The 15850-nt window shown below is 63.6% G+C and carries 10 protein-coding genes; 9 read left to right on the forward strand and 1 reads right to left on the reverse strand.

From position 1 onward, the window contains the following. Nucleotides 1-20: 20 nt before the first annotated feature. From tssJ to ACF8EF_RS11635, 9 genes are all read left to right on the forward strand, one after another. Nucleotides 21-743: a type VI secretion system lipoprotein TssJ gene (gene tssJ, locus ACF8EF_RS11595; protein ID WP_176684541.1), complete on the forward strand. Its 723-nt coding sequence runs from the start codon at nucleotides 21-23 to the stop codon at nucleotides 741-743. Further along, the gene (gene tssK, locus ACF8EF_RS11600) at nucleotides 740-2083 is read left to right on the forward strand and encodes a type VI secretion system baseplate subunit TssK (protein ID WP_392461103.1); all 1344 of its coding nucleotides are present in this window, start codon (nucleotides 740-742) and stop codon (nucleotides 2081-2083) included. Before tssJ ends, tssK begins: the two co-directional genes overlap by 4 nt. Next, nucleotides 2080-2796, forward strand: coding sequence for a type IVB secretion system protein IcmH/DotU (gene icmH / locus ACF8EF_RS11605; protein ID WP_176684543.1), 717 nt, complete (start codon nucleotides 2080-2082; stop codon nucleotides 2794-2796). Before tssK ends, icmH begins: the two co-directional genes overlap by 4 nt. 30 nt (nucleotides 2797-2826) lie before the next feature. Beyond that, nucleotides 2827-6630 carry a type VI secretion protein IcmF/TssM N-terminal domain-containing protein gene (locus ACF8EF_RS11610; RefSeq protein ID WP_392461102.1) on the forward strand — a complete coding sequence of 1268 codons (3804 nt, stop codon included), beginning with the start codon at nucleotides 2827-2829 and terminating at the stop codon, nucleotides 6628-6630. Next, nucleotides 6627-7535, forward strand: a complete 909-nt coding sequence (tagF, locus tag ACF8EF_RS11615) for a type VI secretion system-associated protein TagF (protein WP_176684545.1) — start codon at nucleotides 6627-6629, stop codon at nucleotides 7533-7535. The genes ACF8EF_RS11610 and tagF overlap by 4 nt, the downstream gene beginning before the upstream one ends. After that, on the forward strand, nucleotides 7532-10027 hold the full coding sequence (gene tssM, locus ACF8EF_RS11620; protein WP_392461101.1) for a type VI secretion system membrane subunit TssM: 2496 nt from the start codon (nucleotides 7532-7534) through the stop codon (nucleotides 10025-10027). The genes tagF and tssM overlap by 4 nt, the downstream gene beginning before the upstream one ends. A gap of 143 nt (nucleotides 10028-10170) precedes the next feature. After that, on the forward strand, nucleotides 10171-10689 hold the full coding sequence (locus tag ACF8EF_RS11625; RefSeq protein WP_176684547.1) for a type VI secretion system tube protein Hcp: 519 nt from the start codon (nucleotides 10171-10173) through the stop codon (nucleotides 10687-10689). Nucleotides 10690-10784: 95 nt separating this feature from the next. Beyond that, nucleotides 10785-11870, forward strand: a complete 1086-nt coding sequence (gene tssA / locus ACF8EF_RS11630) for a type VI secretion system protein TssA (protein ID WP_021785677.1) — start codon at nucleotides 10785-10787, stop codon at nucleotides 11868-11870. Nucleotides 11871-12035: 165 nt separating this feature from the next. Beyond that, nucleotides 12036-14552 carry an excinuclease ABC subunit A gene (locus ACF8EF_RS11635; protein WP_392461100.1) on the forward strand — a complete coding sequence of 839 codons (2517 nt, stop codon included), beginning with the start codon at nucleotides 12036-12038 and terminating at the stop codon, nucleotides 14550-14552. A gap of 78 nt (nucleotides 14553-14630) precedes the next feature. Here ACF8EF_RS11635 and ACF8EF_RS11640 read toward each other — a convergent pair whose 3' ends face one another. After that, nucleotides 14631-15506: an AEC family transporter gene (locus ACF8EF_RS11640; protein ID WP_176684549.1), complete on the reverse strand. Its 876-nt coding sequence runs from the start codon at nucleotides 15504-15506 to the stop codon at nucleotides 14631-14633. Nucleotides 15507-15850 lie beyond the last annotated feature (344 nt).

The following is a 15850-nucleotide window of genomic DNA, read 5'->3' on the forward strand; positions in this document are numbered from 1 at the left end:
TACCCGGAGGTTTTGCCGTGATGCAACACAAGCACATCGTCCTCAAACGCCTGACTGCAGCCGCCTTGCTGGTAGCGCTGGCCGGCTGCGGGGTCACCGACCGTATCGGCAAACGCATGGAAGACAGTTGGGCGGCCGACATGCTGGCCGACAGCGAAAAGGTCATCCTGACCTCCGACGGCGGCAACCAGCTCAACCCCGATGCCGAGGGCAACCCGCTGTCGGTGGTGATGCGCGTGTACCAGCTGACCGACCTCGAGCGCTTCGCGGCTACCGATGCCGAGACCCTGTGGGACGCCCCGCAGAAAGCCTTGGGCAGCACCCTGGTGGAGACCCGCGAGATTACCCTGTTGCCTGGCATCGGCCAGATCGACCAGTGGCCGCTGGCCAAGAGCGCGCGCTACGTCGGCGTGGCGGCGTTCTTCCGCGATGAGCAGGACGCGCGCTGGAAAGTCGCCTTCGACGCCAATTCGCTGCGCAAGGACGGTATCTGGTTCTCCTCCGACGGCCTGCGGGTGCTGGTGGACAACACCGAAATCAGCGCCATGCGGGGCGTGGACGTACTGAACAAACCGCCGACCGCCGACCAGCTTGCCGCTGCGCAGAAGGCCAAGGATGCCGAGGCGACCCTTAGCGACAAGGTGCAGGACGCGGTCGTCGACAAAGCCACCGACGCCGCCAGCCAGTCGGCCAGCAACGCCATGGATTCAACCTTCAATTCTTTAGTGGATAGCGTCAAATGAGCAAGCAGAGCCGGGTGATGTGGTCGGAAGGCATGTTCCTGCTGCCCCAACACTTCCAGTATCAGGACGAATTCCATCAGCACCAGTTGGCTGAGGCGACCCTGCGCAGCACTCCTTTCCATTGGGGAGTTCAGGCGCTGCAGGTGGACGAGGACGCCCTGGCCACTGGTTCACTGCAGCTCAAGCGCCTGAAGCTGGTGTTCCCCGATGGCAGCCTCTACGACGCGCCGCAGCACGATCCGCTGCCGGCCGCGCGCGACCTCAAGGATCTGCTCAAGGCCAACGACCTGAAGGTGTATGCTGCGCTCAAGCTGCCCGAGCCATTCGGCCGCAACTACGTCGAGGATGGCCACGAACACAAGGCTGCTCGGCGCTTTCGCAAGCAGTTCGACACCCTGCCCGACCTTAATGAAGGCGAGCTGGAGAACGAAATCACCAGCTTGCGCCTGAACGTCGTACTGCTGGTCGACGGTGACAGCCTCGACGGTTACAGCCACTGCCCCCTGGCCAAGCTGACACGCAACAGCATGGGCGGTTTCAACCTTGACCCGCATTTCGTCCACCCCACCTTGCACCTGGGCAGCCACGAGACCATTGCCGGCATCGGCAAGCGCCTGCTCGGCGCCCTGCAGGCCAAGAGCAAGGCGCTTTCCGGCCGGCGCCGCGAGCGCGCCGACCAGATCGCCGAGTTCGGCTCCAGCGATGTCACCCTGTTCTGGCTGCTGAACACGGTCAACCGTGCCCACCCGCAGCTGGCTCATCTACTGGCCCACCCGCGCCTGCACCCGGAGCGCCTGTACCTGTTCCTGGCCGACCTGGCCGGCGGCCTGCTGACCTTCACCCTGGACACCCAGCTCTGCGACATCCCCGAGTACGACCACCACGACCCGGCCGCGTCGCTGGTCAAGCTCGACGAAATGATCCGGGTGATGCTCGACAACGTCGTGCCCAACCAGTGCATTGTCATCAACCTGACCCAGACCAAGCCATCGCACTGGCAAGGCCAACTGCACGACCCGCGGCTGGCCGAAGCCGACTTCTATATCGCCGTGCACGCCGACATGCCCGGCGCCAGCCTGCTGGAGCTGGTGCCCCGCGCGTTCAAGGTCGGTTCGCCGGAAGACATTGAAGTGGTGGTCAACAGCGCCATGCCGGGTGTCACCCTCAATCATGCCGCGCGGCTGCCAAACGCGATTCCGGTGCGCCTGGACAACCAGTACTTCGCCATCGAGCCACACGGCACTGTGTATGAGCGAATGATCAGCGCCCAGGCCATCTGCTTCTATGCGCCCAGCGCCTTTACCAACCTCAAGCTTGAACTGATGGCGGTGCTCAAATGACCGAAGCCGTACTGCAACAGGGCGCCGTCCCGGCTGCCAGCGACAAACCGACGCTCAAGGACCTGGTCCAGGACTTCATCAGCATGGCGTTGATCGTACGTCGCGGCCGCCAGGTCACCTCGGTGCAGGCCTTCGAAGGTAGCGTCGAACGCTTCTTCGCCAACCTGGAACGTGATGCCCGTGCCGCCAACTACAGCGTCGAGCAGGTCAAGGACAGCCAATACGCGTTGTGCGCCTTCCTCGACGAAAGCGTACTGCGCTCGGACGACAACGCGCTGCGTCGGCACTTCGAGCTGCAGCCGTTGCAGTTCCGCTATTTCGGCGTGCACCTGGCCGGCGAAGGCTTCTTCGAGAAGGTCGAGGCGCTGCGCGCCGACGTCAAGCAGAACATCGACGTACTCGAGGTTTACCACCTGTGCCTGGCACTGGGCTTCGAGGGCAAGTTCAGCCTCGGGCAGAAAGACCAACTGCGTTACCTGGCCAATACCCTGGGCCAGGATATTGCCCGCTACCGCAAGGCGCCCAAAGCCCTGTCACCGGACTGGGCACTGCCCGACCCGGTGTCGCAGATGCTGCGCCATGAAGTACCGCTGTGGGTGTATCTGGCGCTGATCGCGTTGGTCTGCGTCGCCGTGTACCTGACGCTGGACTGGTTGCTGGACAAGGACGTCGCCGCCCTGTCCGAACAAATCCGCCAGCTGTTCAGTGCCTGAGCACATACCAGGTAGCCGAGTCAGGAAGACATGAAAACATTACTGCGTCTGTTGAAAAGTTTCTGGGTGCTGCTGCCACTGCTGTGGCTGGCTAGCCTGTTGATTTGCTGGCTGGCCGCGCCGCTGGTGCCTTGGCTGCGTCATCACGTGCCTGAAGCGCTGGCAATCATCAGTGCCTGCTTCCTGCTGGTAATCGTGCTGCGCCAATACCAGCGCATTCGCGCCGAACACAACCTGGAGAACCTGCTGCAGATCGAGGTCGACCGCTCGTGGAATGCCACTGGCGAGTTCCGTGACCAGCAGGTGCTGCGTGAGCGCCTGAAGCACGCCATCGCCATGCTGCGCACCGACCGCTCCGCGGGTGGCGGCGGCAAGGCGGCGCTGTCCGACCTGCCCTGGTACCTGGTGGTCGGCATGTCGGCGGCCGGCAAGACCTCGCTGCTGACCCATTCCGGTCTGTCGGCCAGTATCGCTACGGCCAACGACAGTGAAAGCGGTACCCAGCACTGCGACTGGTACTTCAGCCCCGACGCCGTGATGATCGACACCGCCGGGCGCTACCTGCGCGACGACCAGTCGGCCAGCGAGTTCTCGGCCTTTCTGCGCATGCTGCGTAAGCAACGCGGCAAAGCGGCGATCAATGGCCTGGTCCTGGTGGTCAGCCTGCCCGAGCTGCTGGCGGCTAACAGCGATGAGCGCAATGCCCTCGCGGCCCAGCTGGTGGCCCGGGTGGAAGAATACGCCGAATGTCTCGATGCCAACCCGCCGGTTTACCTGATGCTGAGCAAGACCGACCAGTTGCCGGGCTTCAGCCAGGCTTTCGACGGCCTCGACCTGCACGATCGCCAGCAGCCGCTGGGCATGACCTTTGGCCTTTCGGAAATCCGCACCAACGGCCTGCACGCGGTGCTGCAGACGCGCCTGAAGAAGCTGCAAGCTCATATTCGCCAGCACGTCGACGCGCAGATGATCGCCCTCGGTGCCGAAGCCGACAGCACCCTGCTGAATTTCCCACAGTACTTCGCGGCCCTCAGCGGTGTGCTCGAGCAATTCCTCGAACACTTCACCCGCGGCCATCGCGGCGGTGCCCCGCTGCTGCTGCGTGGCCTGTACTTCACCAGTGCACTGCAGAACGGGCAGCAACTGGGGCAGGTCTATGAAGACGTCATCGCCGACGAATTCGCCCTGCAGGCCGCCTACGATGAGCAGGCCGGGCACGTCGGCAAGGCCCTGGGCAACCGCAGCTACTTCATCACCGACACTTTCCGCCAGGTGATCTTCCCCGACCGCGATCTGATCCTTTACCAGTCGCGCCTGGGCCGCCAGGCTGCGTTCAGCCCACTGCTACTGGGCCTGGCCGCCGCCACCGGGTTGCTGTTCATCGGTTGGCAAGCGCTGTCGTTCGCCAATAACCGTCAGTGGCTGGACAGCCTGCGCGGGCAGCTGGCGCACATCGAGCAGGCAGCAGACCGCGAGCAGCAGCTGGCCGCAGGCAAGGGCCTGGAAGTGCTGCGTGAACAGATGGCCAACGTCGAAGCCCATCGCCTGCAGGGAGTGCCCTTGCAGCTGGGTGGTGGCCTGTACCAGGGTGAGGCGATTCACAAGGTGACCCGCAGCGCCTACCTGGCGCAGTTGCGCAGCCAGGCGCTGGAACCGATCGCACGCAACCTGCAAGTGCAGATGCGGGCGTTCAACACCTTCGCCAACGGTATCAACCAGGAGCTGGAATTCACCCCGGCCCCGCTGCCGAAGAAACGCACTGGCAAGCCGCTGGCCCCTGCCGTTGCAGCCAGGGCAAAGGCCGCGCTGGGCAACACCCGTGCTGGCGCCTATGCCGCCAAGGTCAACCTCGCCACTGCCAGCGATGGCGCCGAGCTGTCCGCCGCCACCGGTGGGCTGTCACTGTCCGAAGAAATGCTCGGACGCCTCGACGAGCAGCAGGTGGCGTCGATCATCGAGGCCTACAACACCCTCAAGCTATACCTGTTGCTGACCGAGCCCCAGGGCCATCCAGACCCGGCCTTCGTCGCTGCCAGCCTGCCCCAGGCCTGGGCCAGCGCCGCCGCCGAAGGCACCGCGGCCGACGAAGGCGTGATCGCGGAAAATGCCCCGCTGTACGTGCAGTTGCTGGAACAGGGCCAGGCGCCGTCGTTGCCGCGCAACGAACAGCTGATCAACGAAACCCGGCAGAACCTCAAGTCGTTCATGATTTCCAGCTCGCTGGTCGATCGCGAGTACCTGCGCCTGCAGCTCGAGTCGAGCCGACAGTTCCCGGCACTGAACCTCAACGACCTGGTCCCGCAACCGGGCCGCGCGCTGTTGTATGGAACCGCTGGCGTGCCGGCGATCTACACCCGCCAGGGCTGGGACACCTTCGTCAAGCCCGAGCTGATCAAGCTGGTGTCGGGCAACCTGCGCAACGAATCGGACTGGGTGCTGGACGGCGAAGGTGGCGATGCCATCGTGCAGAAGGCCAACTTCGTGCGCGAGTTCATGACCCGCTACAAGCGCGACTACACCCAGGCCTGGTACAAGATGGTCAGCAGCGTTGGCGTGCGCCACTTCGCCGACCTAGCCTCGGCGACCCGGCAATTGGGGCTGCTGAGCGACGTGCAGAACTCACCCGTGAAGAACCTGTTGCAGGCGGTCAACGACAATACCCGGTGGGACCTGCCGGTCAAGCAAGCCATCCCGGCCCCCGGCAACACCCGCGATGATGGTTTCTGGAGCAAGGTCACCGGTCTGTTCGACGCCAACGACACCCTGCCCGCCAACGTCGCCCCGGTCCTGCCGGCGGTGGACGACGGTAGCCTGGCCAAGCGCTTCGAGCCGGTGGCGCGGGTGTTCGCCGAAAACAACGCCGAAGGCGCCGACAGCACCATCATGGACCGCTACCTGGCCGCCTTGCGCAAGCTCAAGGTACGCATGAACAACATCCAGCGCTCGCAGGATGTGGGCAAGAGCAGCAAACAGTTGATCAGCGAGACCCTGGAAGGCCAGCCGAGCGAAATCACTACCGTGCGCAACTACGTGGAAAGCAGCGTCGACACCAGCCAGGATGGCCTGTCGCGCTCGCTGCAGGGGCTGTTCAGCCTGCCCATCCAGTATGCCTGGGCGACCCTGCGCGATCCGGCCGGCCAGCAGATCGCCAAGGCCTGGGCGCAGCAGATCGCCAAGCCCTGGGAGCAGGTGATGGCACACCGTTACCCGATTGCCGGCAGCAGCCGCAACGAGGCTTCGGTGAAAGACCTGCAACGCTTCGTGGATCCCGACAGCGGGCTGCTGCCGGCCTTCAAGCGCAACGAAATCGGCAACCTGGCCGGTGGCGAAGGTCTGGGTGTGGGCGATGGCAAGGGGCCGGCGCTGGTCAACCCTGGCATGCTCAACAGCATCGACAAGGCCAGCTCCGTGGGCCAGGTAATCGCCAGCCTGTCGGACCGTGACAACGGCTTCGAAATCATGCTGGAGCCTTCAGCCAACTTCACCGACATCGTCTTCACCCTCGATGGCCAGGAGCAGCACTACCGCAACGGCCGCAGCAGCTGGAACCGCTTCGCCTGGCCGGGCAACAGCAACGCTCCGGGCGCGCGCCTGGACGTCGTCACCCTGAGCGGCACACGGGTCACCGTGTTCGACTTCCCTGGGCGGTGGGGCCTGCTGCGCATGAACGAGAGCGCTCGGGTCGACGACCTTGACGGCATTCAGCAACGCTTCAGCTGGAACACCGCCAGCGGCCGCGTAAGCCTTGTCGTGCGCAATTTCGGTGGGGTCAAGCTGACCGATCTGGGTGACGTCAAGGCCCTGAGCGCCCTCAACAGCAGGGGCGCGCAATGATCGGTTGCTTCGGCAAGCTGCCGTCGAGCGCAGATTTCGTCAGCCTGCATGGGGCGGCGGAAGAAGTCTGCGAGTTCGACGCCTGGTTGCAGTCATCGCTGGCAGCCATGCGCTACCGCGATGACTGGCAGGCGTTGTTCGACGCGCTGCCGATGTGTTTTTTCACCTACCGCGCACGCAACGGCAACTGGCTACTGGGTGGCCTGCTCAGCTCACGCGATGCCAGCCAGCGGCGCTACCCGTTCTTCATCTTCCAGTTGCTCAAGGGCGATGACAATACTGGGCTGGTCAACCCGTTCACGCTTGGCGAGCTGTTCAGCGCGCAGATCAAGCCGATGCTGCACCAGGCCGTGCAAGGCGCCGACTGCACCCGCCTGTTCGAACGGATCAAGGCCTTGCGCCCGCTGCAGCGCCAGGACCTGGACCTGTTCCGCCGGGTGCACGCCAAGTTCCTGCATGATTTCAGCTTCGCGGATGTGGCCCGTGCCCTTCATGGGTCCTGGCCTGGTTTCGACAGTGCCACTGCCCTCGCCCACCTGCAGCTCGGCCGTGCCTCGCTGCAGGGCGACTTTGCAGGCGGCATCGAATTGCCGTTGCCGGCCGAACGTGGCCTTAAAAACCCCACTGCCGACCTGTGGCTGACCTGGTTGGCCCGCATGAGCGAACACCGAGAGCTGCCGGCAGTGAGCCTGTTGGCCGACGACTTCATGCACCCGCAGCTGTATTGCTTCCCGGCGCGCCACGCCAGTTGTGCCTACCGCCTGCTCAGTGGCTGTGCCGACCCGCGCCAGCACCTGGAGTTGCTCAGCCCGCTGACAACGGTGCCACGGCTGCACGATTACGACCGCCCCCTTGAACATGTCATCGACCAGTTCGTCGATGCACTGGATGCGACGCCTGTATGAACAAGCTCAAGTACTACTGCCTGCGCTACCAACCCTACCTGCTGGGCGTGGCGTTCTTCCTGGCGATCTTCCTGGTCTGGGCCATCGGCCGAGCCTTCGGCTTCGCCTCGCTGCACAGCCTGCTGGCCGGGATCGGCGTGTTTCTGCTGCTGTCGGCGGGCTATGTACTGCTGCTGTACCGCGGAGTGGGTCAGCACCACAACCTTGAAGGCCTGCTGCGCGACGACGCCGACCAGGCCGTACTCAGTGCAGCCCCGGCCGACCGGGAAGAAGTCAGCCTGTTGCGCGAGCGCCTGCTGCAGAGCATCGAGCGCCTGCACAGCAACAAGCCGCGCGGTACCTCGACCAAGGATGCGTTGTATGCCCTGCCCTGGTACCTGGTCATTGGCCAGCCTGCCGCCGGCAAGAGCACGATGATCCTGCAGTCGGGCCTGAACTTCCCCTATGCCGAGCGCGAAGGCGTGCGGGTCGCGGGCCTGGGCGGCACGCGCAACTGCGACTGGTTCTTCAGCTCTGAAGCGGTACTGCTGGACACTGCCGGGCGTTACATGAACAGCCCCGAGGAAGCCGGCAAGTGGCGCGGCTTTTTGCAACTGCTGCGCCAGCACCGCCAGCGCCGTCCCCTTAACGGCTTGATCGTCAGCGTCAGCATCGCCGATATCCTGCATGGCTCGGTCGAAGACCAGGAGCGCGTGGCCAAGCGCCTGCGCGAACGCATTCAGGAAAGCTGCGCGCTGCTGGAAGTGCGCCTGCCAATCTACCTGGTGTTCACCAAGTGCGACCTGATCCCTGGTTTCACCGCGTTCTATCGCCAACTGGACGACGCGGCTCGTGGTGAAGTGATGGGTAAAACCTTCTCTCACAAGGGTTACGAGCAAGCCGACTGGGGCCAGCGCTTCAGCATTGCGATGGACGAGCTGACCCGTTACTGGGGGCAGATGGCGAGCCAGCAGCTGGTGCAGCAGGACATACAAGTCACCCGGCGGAACGACGCTGCCTACCGCTTCCCGCTGGAGCTGGCCGCGCTCAAGCCGCGCCTGCATCAGTTCGTCGACAGCCTGCTGCGTGCCAACCCTTACCAGAATGCCGAAATGCTGCGCGGTTTCTATTTCACCGCGGCGCTGCAGGCAGACGAGGCTCAGTGGGGTTGCCACGGCCAGCATGTGGCCGAACGCTTCGCGCTCGAACACGCAGAAGGTACGGGCACTGCCGGCAGCCAGCCAGCGCCGCTGTTCATCAACAGCCTGTTCCGCAAAGTGATCATTCCCGACCAGCATTTGGTGGCGCTTTACACCAGCAACCACCGTGAACGCCGGCGCAAGGCCGGGTGGGTTGGCGCAGCCGGCCTCGCGGCACTGGTGCTGTGCAGCCTGTGGGGCTGGTCGTACCTGAACAACCGCGCCACCCTGGCCAGCATTGCCGGCGAACTAGCCCAGGCCAAGGCCGACGACCAGGCGTCCAGCGGCCAGTATACCGCCTGGCGAAGCCTCGACCGCTTGCGCTTCTGGGCTGCTCAATACCATGAGCAACACCACGCAAAGGGCGTGCCCCTCGGCATGCGCCTGGGCCTGTACCAGGGCCATGAGGTCGAGCCGCTGCTGCGCGACCGCTACTTCGCCACGTTGCAGAATGTGATGCTAAAGCCCACGGCCGATAATCTGACCCGTACCCTGTACCTGCTGACCACGCTCAAGGTCTACCAGCGCAACACCCGTGAACTGCAGCCAGTGAGCGGCATTGACAGCGTAGAGGCCGAGGCCCTGCCCCATGACAACCGCGCCCAGTCGATCGCCAATTTCGGAAAGGCGGCCCTGGACACTTATGTGATGCTTTCTCCGGGCCAGCGCGAGCATGCCGACCCGGCGTTTCTCAAGGCGCACCTGCCGGACTACTGGTACCCGGCCATCGCCCGCCATACCGGCAACAGCATGGCCGCCGCTGGCAGCGAGGCCGGTGGCAACCAGGACTACCTGTACGCCAGCCGCCAGATCACGTTCTACAGCGACCAGATTCGTGAACCAGATGTACCGCGCATTCTCGACAACGCCTTCCTGATGTCCAGTTCGCGCAACTACATCGATAGCCTGCGGGCCCAGTCACTGCGCGCGATCGAGACCATCACGCTGGAATCCGACACCCTGTTCGCCTTCGGCCGCGCCGACTTCCAGAGCCTGAAAAACGAAGGCCAGAACCAGCTGAGCGCAATTGCCAGCAAGCTGCTGAACACGCCAAATATCGGCAAGATCATCATCTCGGGGCACGCCGACCAACTGGGTGACAGGCAGAGCAATCTGCAGGTTTCGAAACAACGGGCACAAACCATCCGCACCTATCTGGTTGGCAAGGGCGTACCTGCCGAACTGATGGTCGCGCAGGGCGAAGGCAGCCGCAAACCGTTGGTCAACTGCGACATGCAACAACCGCGAACGCAGTTGATCAAGTGCCTGGAGCCCAACCGCCGGGTGGAAATCGAAGTGCGTGGGCTTAACTGAGCCACGCCGCAATAACCGGTCGCCGGGGCCTCACAGGATGAGGCCCGGGCGGCGGCAAGCTACCTCTGCCGGCGCGCCCGGCGAGGTCAAAACCAAGGGGCGCATGAGCAACCCTTTACATGTTGTTAATGGAGAGTTTCACAATGGCATTTGACGCGTATATCCAAATCGACGGCATCCCAGGCGAAGTACTGGATGAAAAACACAAGGACTGGATCGAAGTGCTGGGCTACGAGTACGGCGCCACCCAGGCTACGTCGGCAACCGCCAGCTCCTCGGGCGGTGCGTCCTCCGAGCGCGTTGCCCTGAGCGACTTCAAGATCCGCAAGGCAGTCGACAAGGCATCGGCCAAACTGTTCGAACACTGCTGCACCGGCAAGCACATTGCCAAGCTGAAGCTGAACGTGAACCGCGCCGGTGGCGACAAGGTCACCTACCTGACCATCGACATGGAAGAAGTGGTGGTCTCTTCGGTCAAGTTTGTCGCCGGTGGCAACCAGAATGGTGAAGACAAGGCGGTCAGTGACCTGCCAATTGAAGAAATCAGCTTCAACTTTGCCCGCATCAAGACTACCTACACTCAGCAGAACCGCACCGACGGCCAGGCCGGCGGCAACATCGTCGGTGGCTGGGACCGCACCGCGAACAAAGTGTTTGCCTAAGCACGTGCCAAACCATGGGCCGCTTCGGCGGCCTGTGTTCTGCAGCGCGCCGGGTTTTCTGGCGCGCTGTTCATTAGCCATGTCCAGAGTGTTCTATGCCTGAAATTCTCAATGACCTCTCGCTGGCCACACTGGTCGCCCCTATCGAGGGTGGCAGTGGCGAAGACTTGAGCTTCTCTGCCTTGTTCGACCAGATCAAGGAGGCACGCCGGGCGGACCCTGACTACCTCACCCAGGGCGACTGGCAAACCGACTTGAAGACTGCCGACTGGGAGCAGGTGATCAACCTGTCGGCTCAGGGGCTTGCGCAGCAAAGCAAAGACCTGATGCTGGTGGCCTGGCTCTGCGAGGGGCTGGCCCAGCGTGAACACTTCGAAGGCATCACCTTTGGCCTTGAGCTGACCGAACAGCTCCTGGTTGCGTTCTGGGAAACGCTGTACCCAACGCTCGAAGACGGCCTGGACGAGCGCGCGGCGCGACTGTCCTGGCTGAAGACCACGCTCACCGACATTGCCGGTGGCTTGCCCATTATCCAGGGGCAGAATTTCGGCGTGTTGCGCTATGACGAATCACGCCATGTAGAAAACCTCGCCTTGCAAAACCCCAAGGCGATGCAGACAGCGCTGAACGAAGGCAAGATCAACGCCGAGATCTTCCAGCGCTCGGTAGCGCTTACCGACACCGATTACCTGCGCGCCAAGGCCCAGCAGATCGCTACCAGCCTGAATGCATGCAAACGCCTGCAGGCCAGCGCCGACCGCTTGTTCGGCCACGAGGCGCCCAGCTTTGCCAGCCTTGCCGACATGCTTTCGCGTGCCAGCCAGCTGGCGGAAAAACTGCTCAAGGACCGCGGCGTAGAGCTACACCCCGCCATCCCGGAGGAAGCACAGCCACAGGCCACGGGCGCCAACCTCCACGAAGCAGGTGAACCGATGAATGCCACGCCCCCGACGACCGCGCCTGCAGCCCTGCGCACCACCCCGCTGACCCGCGACGAGGCATTCACCATGCTTGCGGGCATCGCCCAGTACTTCAAACAGAGCGAACCGCAAAGCCCGGTACCCTACCTGATCGAACGTGCGATCAAGTGGGGCAACATGCCGTTGGAAGGCTGGTTGAGTGACGTGATCAAGGACAACAACGTGGTGGACAACATCCGCGATGTGCTGGGCACCCGCTAGGGTTGGTATGAAAAGCCTTGAGACGAAGTCAGACAAGGCGAAAACAGCCGGCTCCCTGCCCCCCACTGGCTCCATCGGGTAGGTTCCTTGACTGCTGCCCACACAAGGGCGCTGCAATTGCTGTTAACTTGAGCGCCCTGCTCAGCTTCAGACAAGGACTGCTTCATGCCTCCAAGCCCGACCACCCCAAGCGGTTACATCCGCGTCCGTGGCGCCCGCGAGCACAACCTGAAGAACATCGATGTCGATATTCCTCGCGATGCCTTGGTGGTGTTCACCGGCGTGTCCGGCTCGGGTAAGTCTTCACTGGCGTTCTCCACGCTGTATGCCGAAGCCCAGCGGCGTTATTTCGAATCGGTGGCGCCCTATGCCCGGCGCCTGATCGACCAGGTTGGCGTGCCGGACGTAGATGCCATCGACGGGCTGCCGCCGGCGGTGGCCCTGCAGCAGCAACGCGGCACGCCGAGTGCACGTTCCTCGGTGGGTAGCGTGACCACTTTGTCCAGCTCGATCCGCATGCTCTACTCCCGCGCTGGCCACTACCCGGCCGGGCAAGCGATGCTGTACGCCGAAGACTTTTCTCCGAACACGCCCCAGGGCGCTTGCCCGCAATGCCATGGCCTGGGCCGTGTCTACGAGGTGACCGAAGCGACCATGGTCCCCGACCCGTCGCTGACCATCCGTGAGCGTGCGGTGGCGGCGTGGCCAATGGCCTGGCAAGGGCAAAACCTGCGCGACATTCTGGTCACGCTGGGCTATGACGTCGATATCCCTTGGCGCGACCTGCCCCAGGCACAGCGCGACTGGATCCTGTTCACTGAAGAGACACCCACCGCCCCCGTGTATGCCGGCCTGACCCCGGCGCAGACCCGCGAAGCCCTCAAGCGCAAACTGGAGCCCAGCTATCAAGGCACGTTCATGGGTGCACGGCGTTACGTGCTGCATACTTTCATGCACTCGCAGAGCGCGCAGATGCGCAAGCGTGTGTCCCAGTACATGCGCCCCAGCCCCTGCCCGCTGTGCCAGGGCAAACGCCTGAAGCGCGAAGCGCTGGGCGTGACCTTCGCCGGGCTGGACATCGCCGAACTGTCGCACCTGTCGTTGCAGGCGCTGGCCGAGGTGTTCCGCAAGGTGGCGGCAGCCGACTACCTGACCCAACAGCAGGACGAGCTGACCCTGGAAAAACGCCTGGCGGCCCAACGCATCGCCAACGAGCTGCTGGAACGTATTGATACGCTGCTTGACCTCGGCCTCGGTTACCTGGCCCTGGAGCGCAGTACCCCGACCTTGTCTTCCGGTGAACTGCAACGCCTGCGCCTGGCCACCCAGCTGAATTCGCAGCTGTTTGGGGTGGTCTACGTACTCGACGAGCCGTCGGCCGGCTTGCACCCGGCCGACAGTGAAGCGCTGTTCGAAGCCCTGCAGCGCCTGAAACAGGCTGGCAACTCGGTGTATGTGGTGGAGCACGACCTGGACACCATGCGCCGCGCCGACTGGCTGGTGGATGTAGGGCCAGCTGCCGGCGAGCACGGTGGCACCATCCTCTACAGCGGGCCGCCTGCCGGCCTGGCCGAGGTGCAACAGTCATGCACCCGCACCTACCTGTTCAATGCCCCGGTACAGGCCACACGCGCCCCCCGCCAGGCCCGCGACTGGCTGAAGCTTGAAGGCATCACACGCAATAACCTCGATAACCTGAGCGCCGCATTTCCGCTGGGCTGCTTTACCGCCGTTACCGGTATTTCCGGCTCGGGCAAATCCAGCCTGGTCAGCCAGGCCCTGCTGGAACTGGTGGGGGCACACCTGGGCCATGCCGAGCAACGTAGCGAGCCCGAAGCGCAAAGCCTGGAAGACGAACCTGAACAGACCAGCAGCGGCCACGTGAGCGCCGGGCTTGGCAGCATCAAGCGGCTGGTGCAAGTTGACCAGAAGCCGATCGGCCGCACGCCGCGCTCCAACCTGGCCACCTACACTGGCCTGTTCGACCACGTGCGCAAACTCTTCGCAGCTACCGAGCAGGCCAAGGCACAGGGCTTCGACGCCGGGCGCTTTTCCTTCAACGTTGCCAAGGGCCGGTGCGCCACCTGCGAGGGTGAGGGTTTCGTCAGCGTCGAGTTGCTGTTCATGCCCAGCGTGTACGCGCCTTGCCCGACCTGCCAGGGTGCCCGCTACAACCCCGAAACCCTGGCGGTGAGCTGGCAAGGCATGAACATCGCGCAAGTGCTGCAGTTGACCGTCGACCAGGCCCTGCAGGTTTTTGCCGAACAACCGCCTGCCCGCCGTTGCCTGCAAGTGCTACAGGATATCGGCCTGGGCTACTTGCGTCTGGGCCAACCGGCCACCGAGCTGTCCGGTGGTGAAGCGCAGCGCATCAAGCTGGCGACCGAACTGCAGCGCATGGCCCGCGGGGCAACCCTGTATGTGCTGGATGAACCCACCAACGGCTTGCACCCGCAGGACATCGACCGGCTGCTGGTACAGCTGAACCGCCTGGTAGAAAGCGGACATAGCGTGGTGGTGGTCGAACATGACATGCGAGTGGTGGCGCAGAGCGACTGGGTGATCGATATCGGGCCGGGGGCTGGCGATGCCGGGGGCAAGGTGGTGGTCAGTGGCACGCCGCAGGTGGTGGCGGCATGCACCGACAGCCGCACGGCGGCGTTTCTGGCCAAGGCCTTGTGACCCCTGCGCATTGCCAGGTTGCTGGGCCGCCGGCTAGCGCGCATTGACTCAACGGAAATTGCTGTCGTTGCCAATGGCCTACATCCACCAAGCCAGCACCACCGGCAACCAGGCAAACGACAGCACCGTAGAACACATCACCAGGTTCGCCACCTGCTCTGGCTCACGGTTGGCCCGCACCGCCATCAGGTAGTTGAACACGGCTACCGGCATCGCTGACTGCACCATCAGCACCGCACGCTCCAGGCTGTCCATACCCAGTACCGCGCCCACTGCCCAGCCCACCGCAGCCCCCAGGCCAATGCGCAATCCGCCCAGCAGCATGCCGCTGCCCACGTGACGCAGGCGAATGCTGGCCAGTGATACCCCCAAGGTCAGCAACATGAGCGGGATGGTCATACCGCCCAGCAGGTCTACGGTGTTGGCCAACCAACGCGGGAGTTCGAAATCGAGAAATATGATGGGCATGGCGCCGGCCAGGCTGATGACGATAGGGTTGCGCAGCAGCGCCTTGAGCGAAGCCGCCGTGCCGGAGATGGCCATGCCGATGGTGAACTGAACGATGGACAGGGTCAGGAAAAATGCCACGGCCAACGCCAGGCCATGCTCACCGAAGGCATACAGACTGATCGGCAGGCCCATGTTGCCTGTATTAGGGAACATGAACGCCGGCAGCAGTACCCGCCAGTGCATGCCCGACGCGCGACACACGAGCAAAGCGGCCAAGGCCATCCCCAGGGTGCACAGCAAGCAGGCCACGGCCATGCTGGTAAAAGCATTCGGGTTCAACTCGGTACGACTGAGGGTAGACAGCACCAGCGAAGGGGTACCGACGGTCATCACCACCCGGGCGATGAAATCGGTGGGGTAATCCAGGCCCTTGCGGGCCCAGGCAAAGCCAATTCCGGCGACGATGAAAACCGGAGCCAGGACTGCGAACAGCGACGCGAACATGGAGGCCTTCCTTGTTGGGGGGGTCAGCATTATGCAGCACTCTGCAAGATTGCCGTGCCGATCTCACCGCACGCAGGAGCAGCCATCGATAATGTCTGTGGAAGACATGTTCATGTCGCGCTGAGACTGCGGCGTCTCGTCGCACACCCATACCCCTTGGCAAAAGCGTCCAAGCCCGTAGAATCCCGCTTCCTTTTCGCCCGTCGCCTTGAACGGTGGCAACCAGCAGCAATGACAGAGTCAGCGCCTGAACACATGAACGCACATGTGAAGTAGGCTCAACCCTCCCCGCCCGGCCAATCTCCCATAGCGCCCAGCGGTTGAGTCTTGCCCAGGTCGCATCC

Source organism: Pseudomonas sp. zjy_15, from assembly GCF_043101865.1.
Taxonomy (GTDB): domain Bacteria; phylum Pseudomonadota; class Gammaproteobacteria; order Pseudomonadales; family Pseudomonadaceae; genus Aquipseudomonas; species Aquipseudomonas putida_Y.

Excerpts from the sequence above, each read along its gene's own strand:
- tssJ (WP_176684541.1), top strand. The coding sequence starts at position 21 with ATGCAACACAAGCACATCGTCCTCAAACGCCTGACTGCAGCCGCCTTG.
- tagF (WP_176684545.1), top strand. The coding sequence starts at position 6,627 with ATGATCGGTTGCTTCGGCAAGCTGCCGTCGAGCGCAGATTTCGTCAGC.
- tssK (WP_392461103.1), top strand. The coding sequence starts at position 740 with ATGAGCAAGCAGAGCCGGGTGATGTGGTCGGAAGGCATGTTCCTGCTG.
- ACF8EF_RS11610 (WP_392461102.1), top strand. The coding sequence starts at position 2,827 with ATGAAAACATTACTGCGTCTGTTGAAAAGTTTCTGGGTGCTGCTGCCA.
- ACF8EF_RS11625 (WP_176684547.1), top strand. The coding sequence starts at position 10,171 with ATGGCATTTGACGCGTATATCCAAATCGACGGCATCCCAGGCGAAGTA.
- tssA (WP_021785677.1), top strand. The coding sequence starts at position 10,785 with ATGCCTGAAATTCTCAATGACCTCTCGCTGGCCACACTGGTCGCCCCT.
- tssM (WP_392461101.1), top strand. The coding sequence starts at position 7,532 with ATGAACAAGCTCAAGTACTACTGCCTGCGCTACCAACCCTACCTGCTG.
- ACF8EF_RS11635 (WP_392461100.1), top strand. The coding sequence starts at position 12,036 with ATGCCTCCAAGCCCGACCACCCCAAGCGGTTACATCCGCGTCCGTGGC.
- ACF8EF_RS11640 (WP_176684549.1), bottom strand. The coding sequence starts at position 15,506 with ATGTTCGCGTCGCTGTTCGCAGTCCTGGCTCCGGTTTTCATCGTCGCC.
- icmH (WP_176684543.1), top strand. The coding sequence starts at position 2,080 with ATGACCGAAGCCGTACTGCAACAGGGCGCCGTCCCGGCTGCCAGCGAC.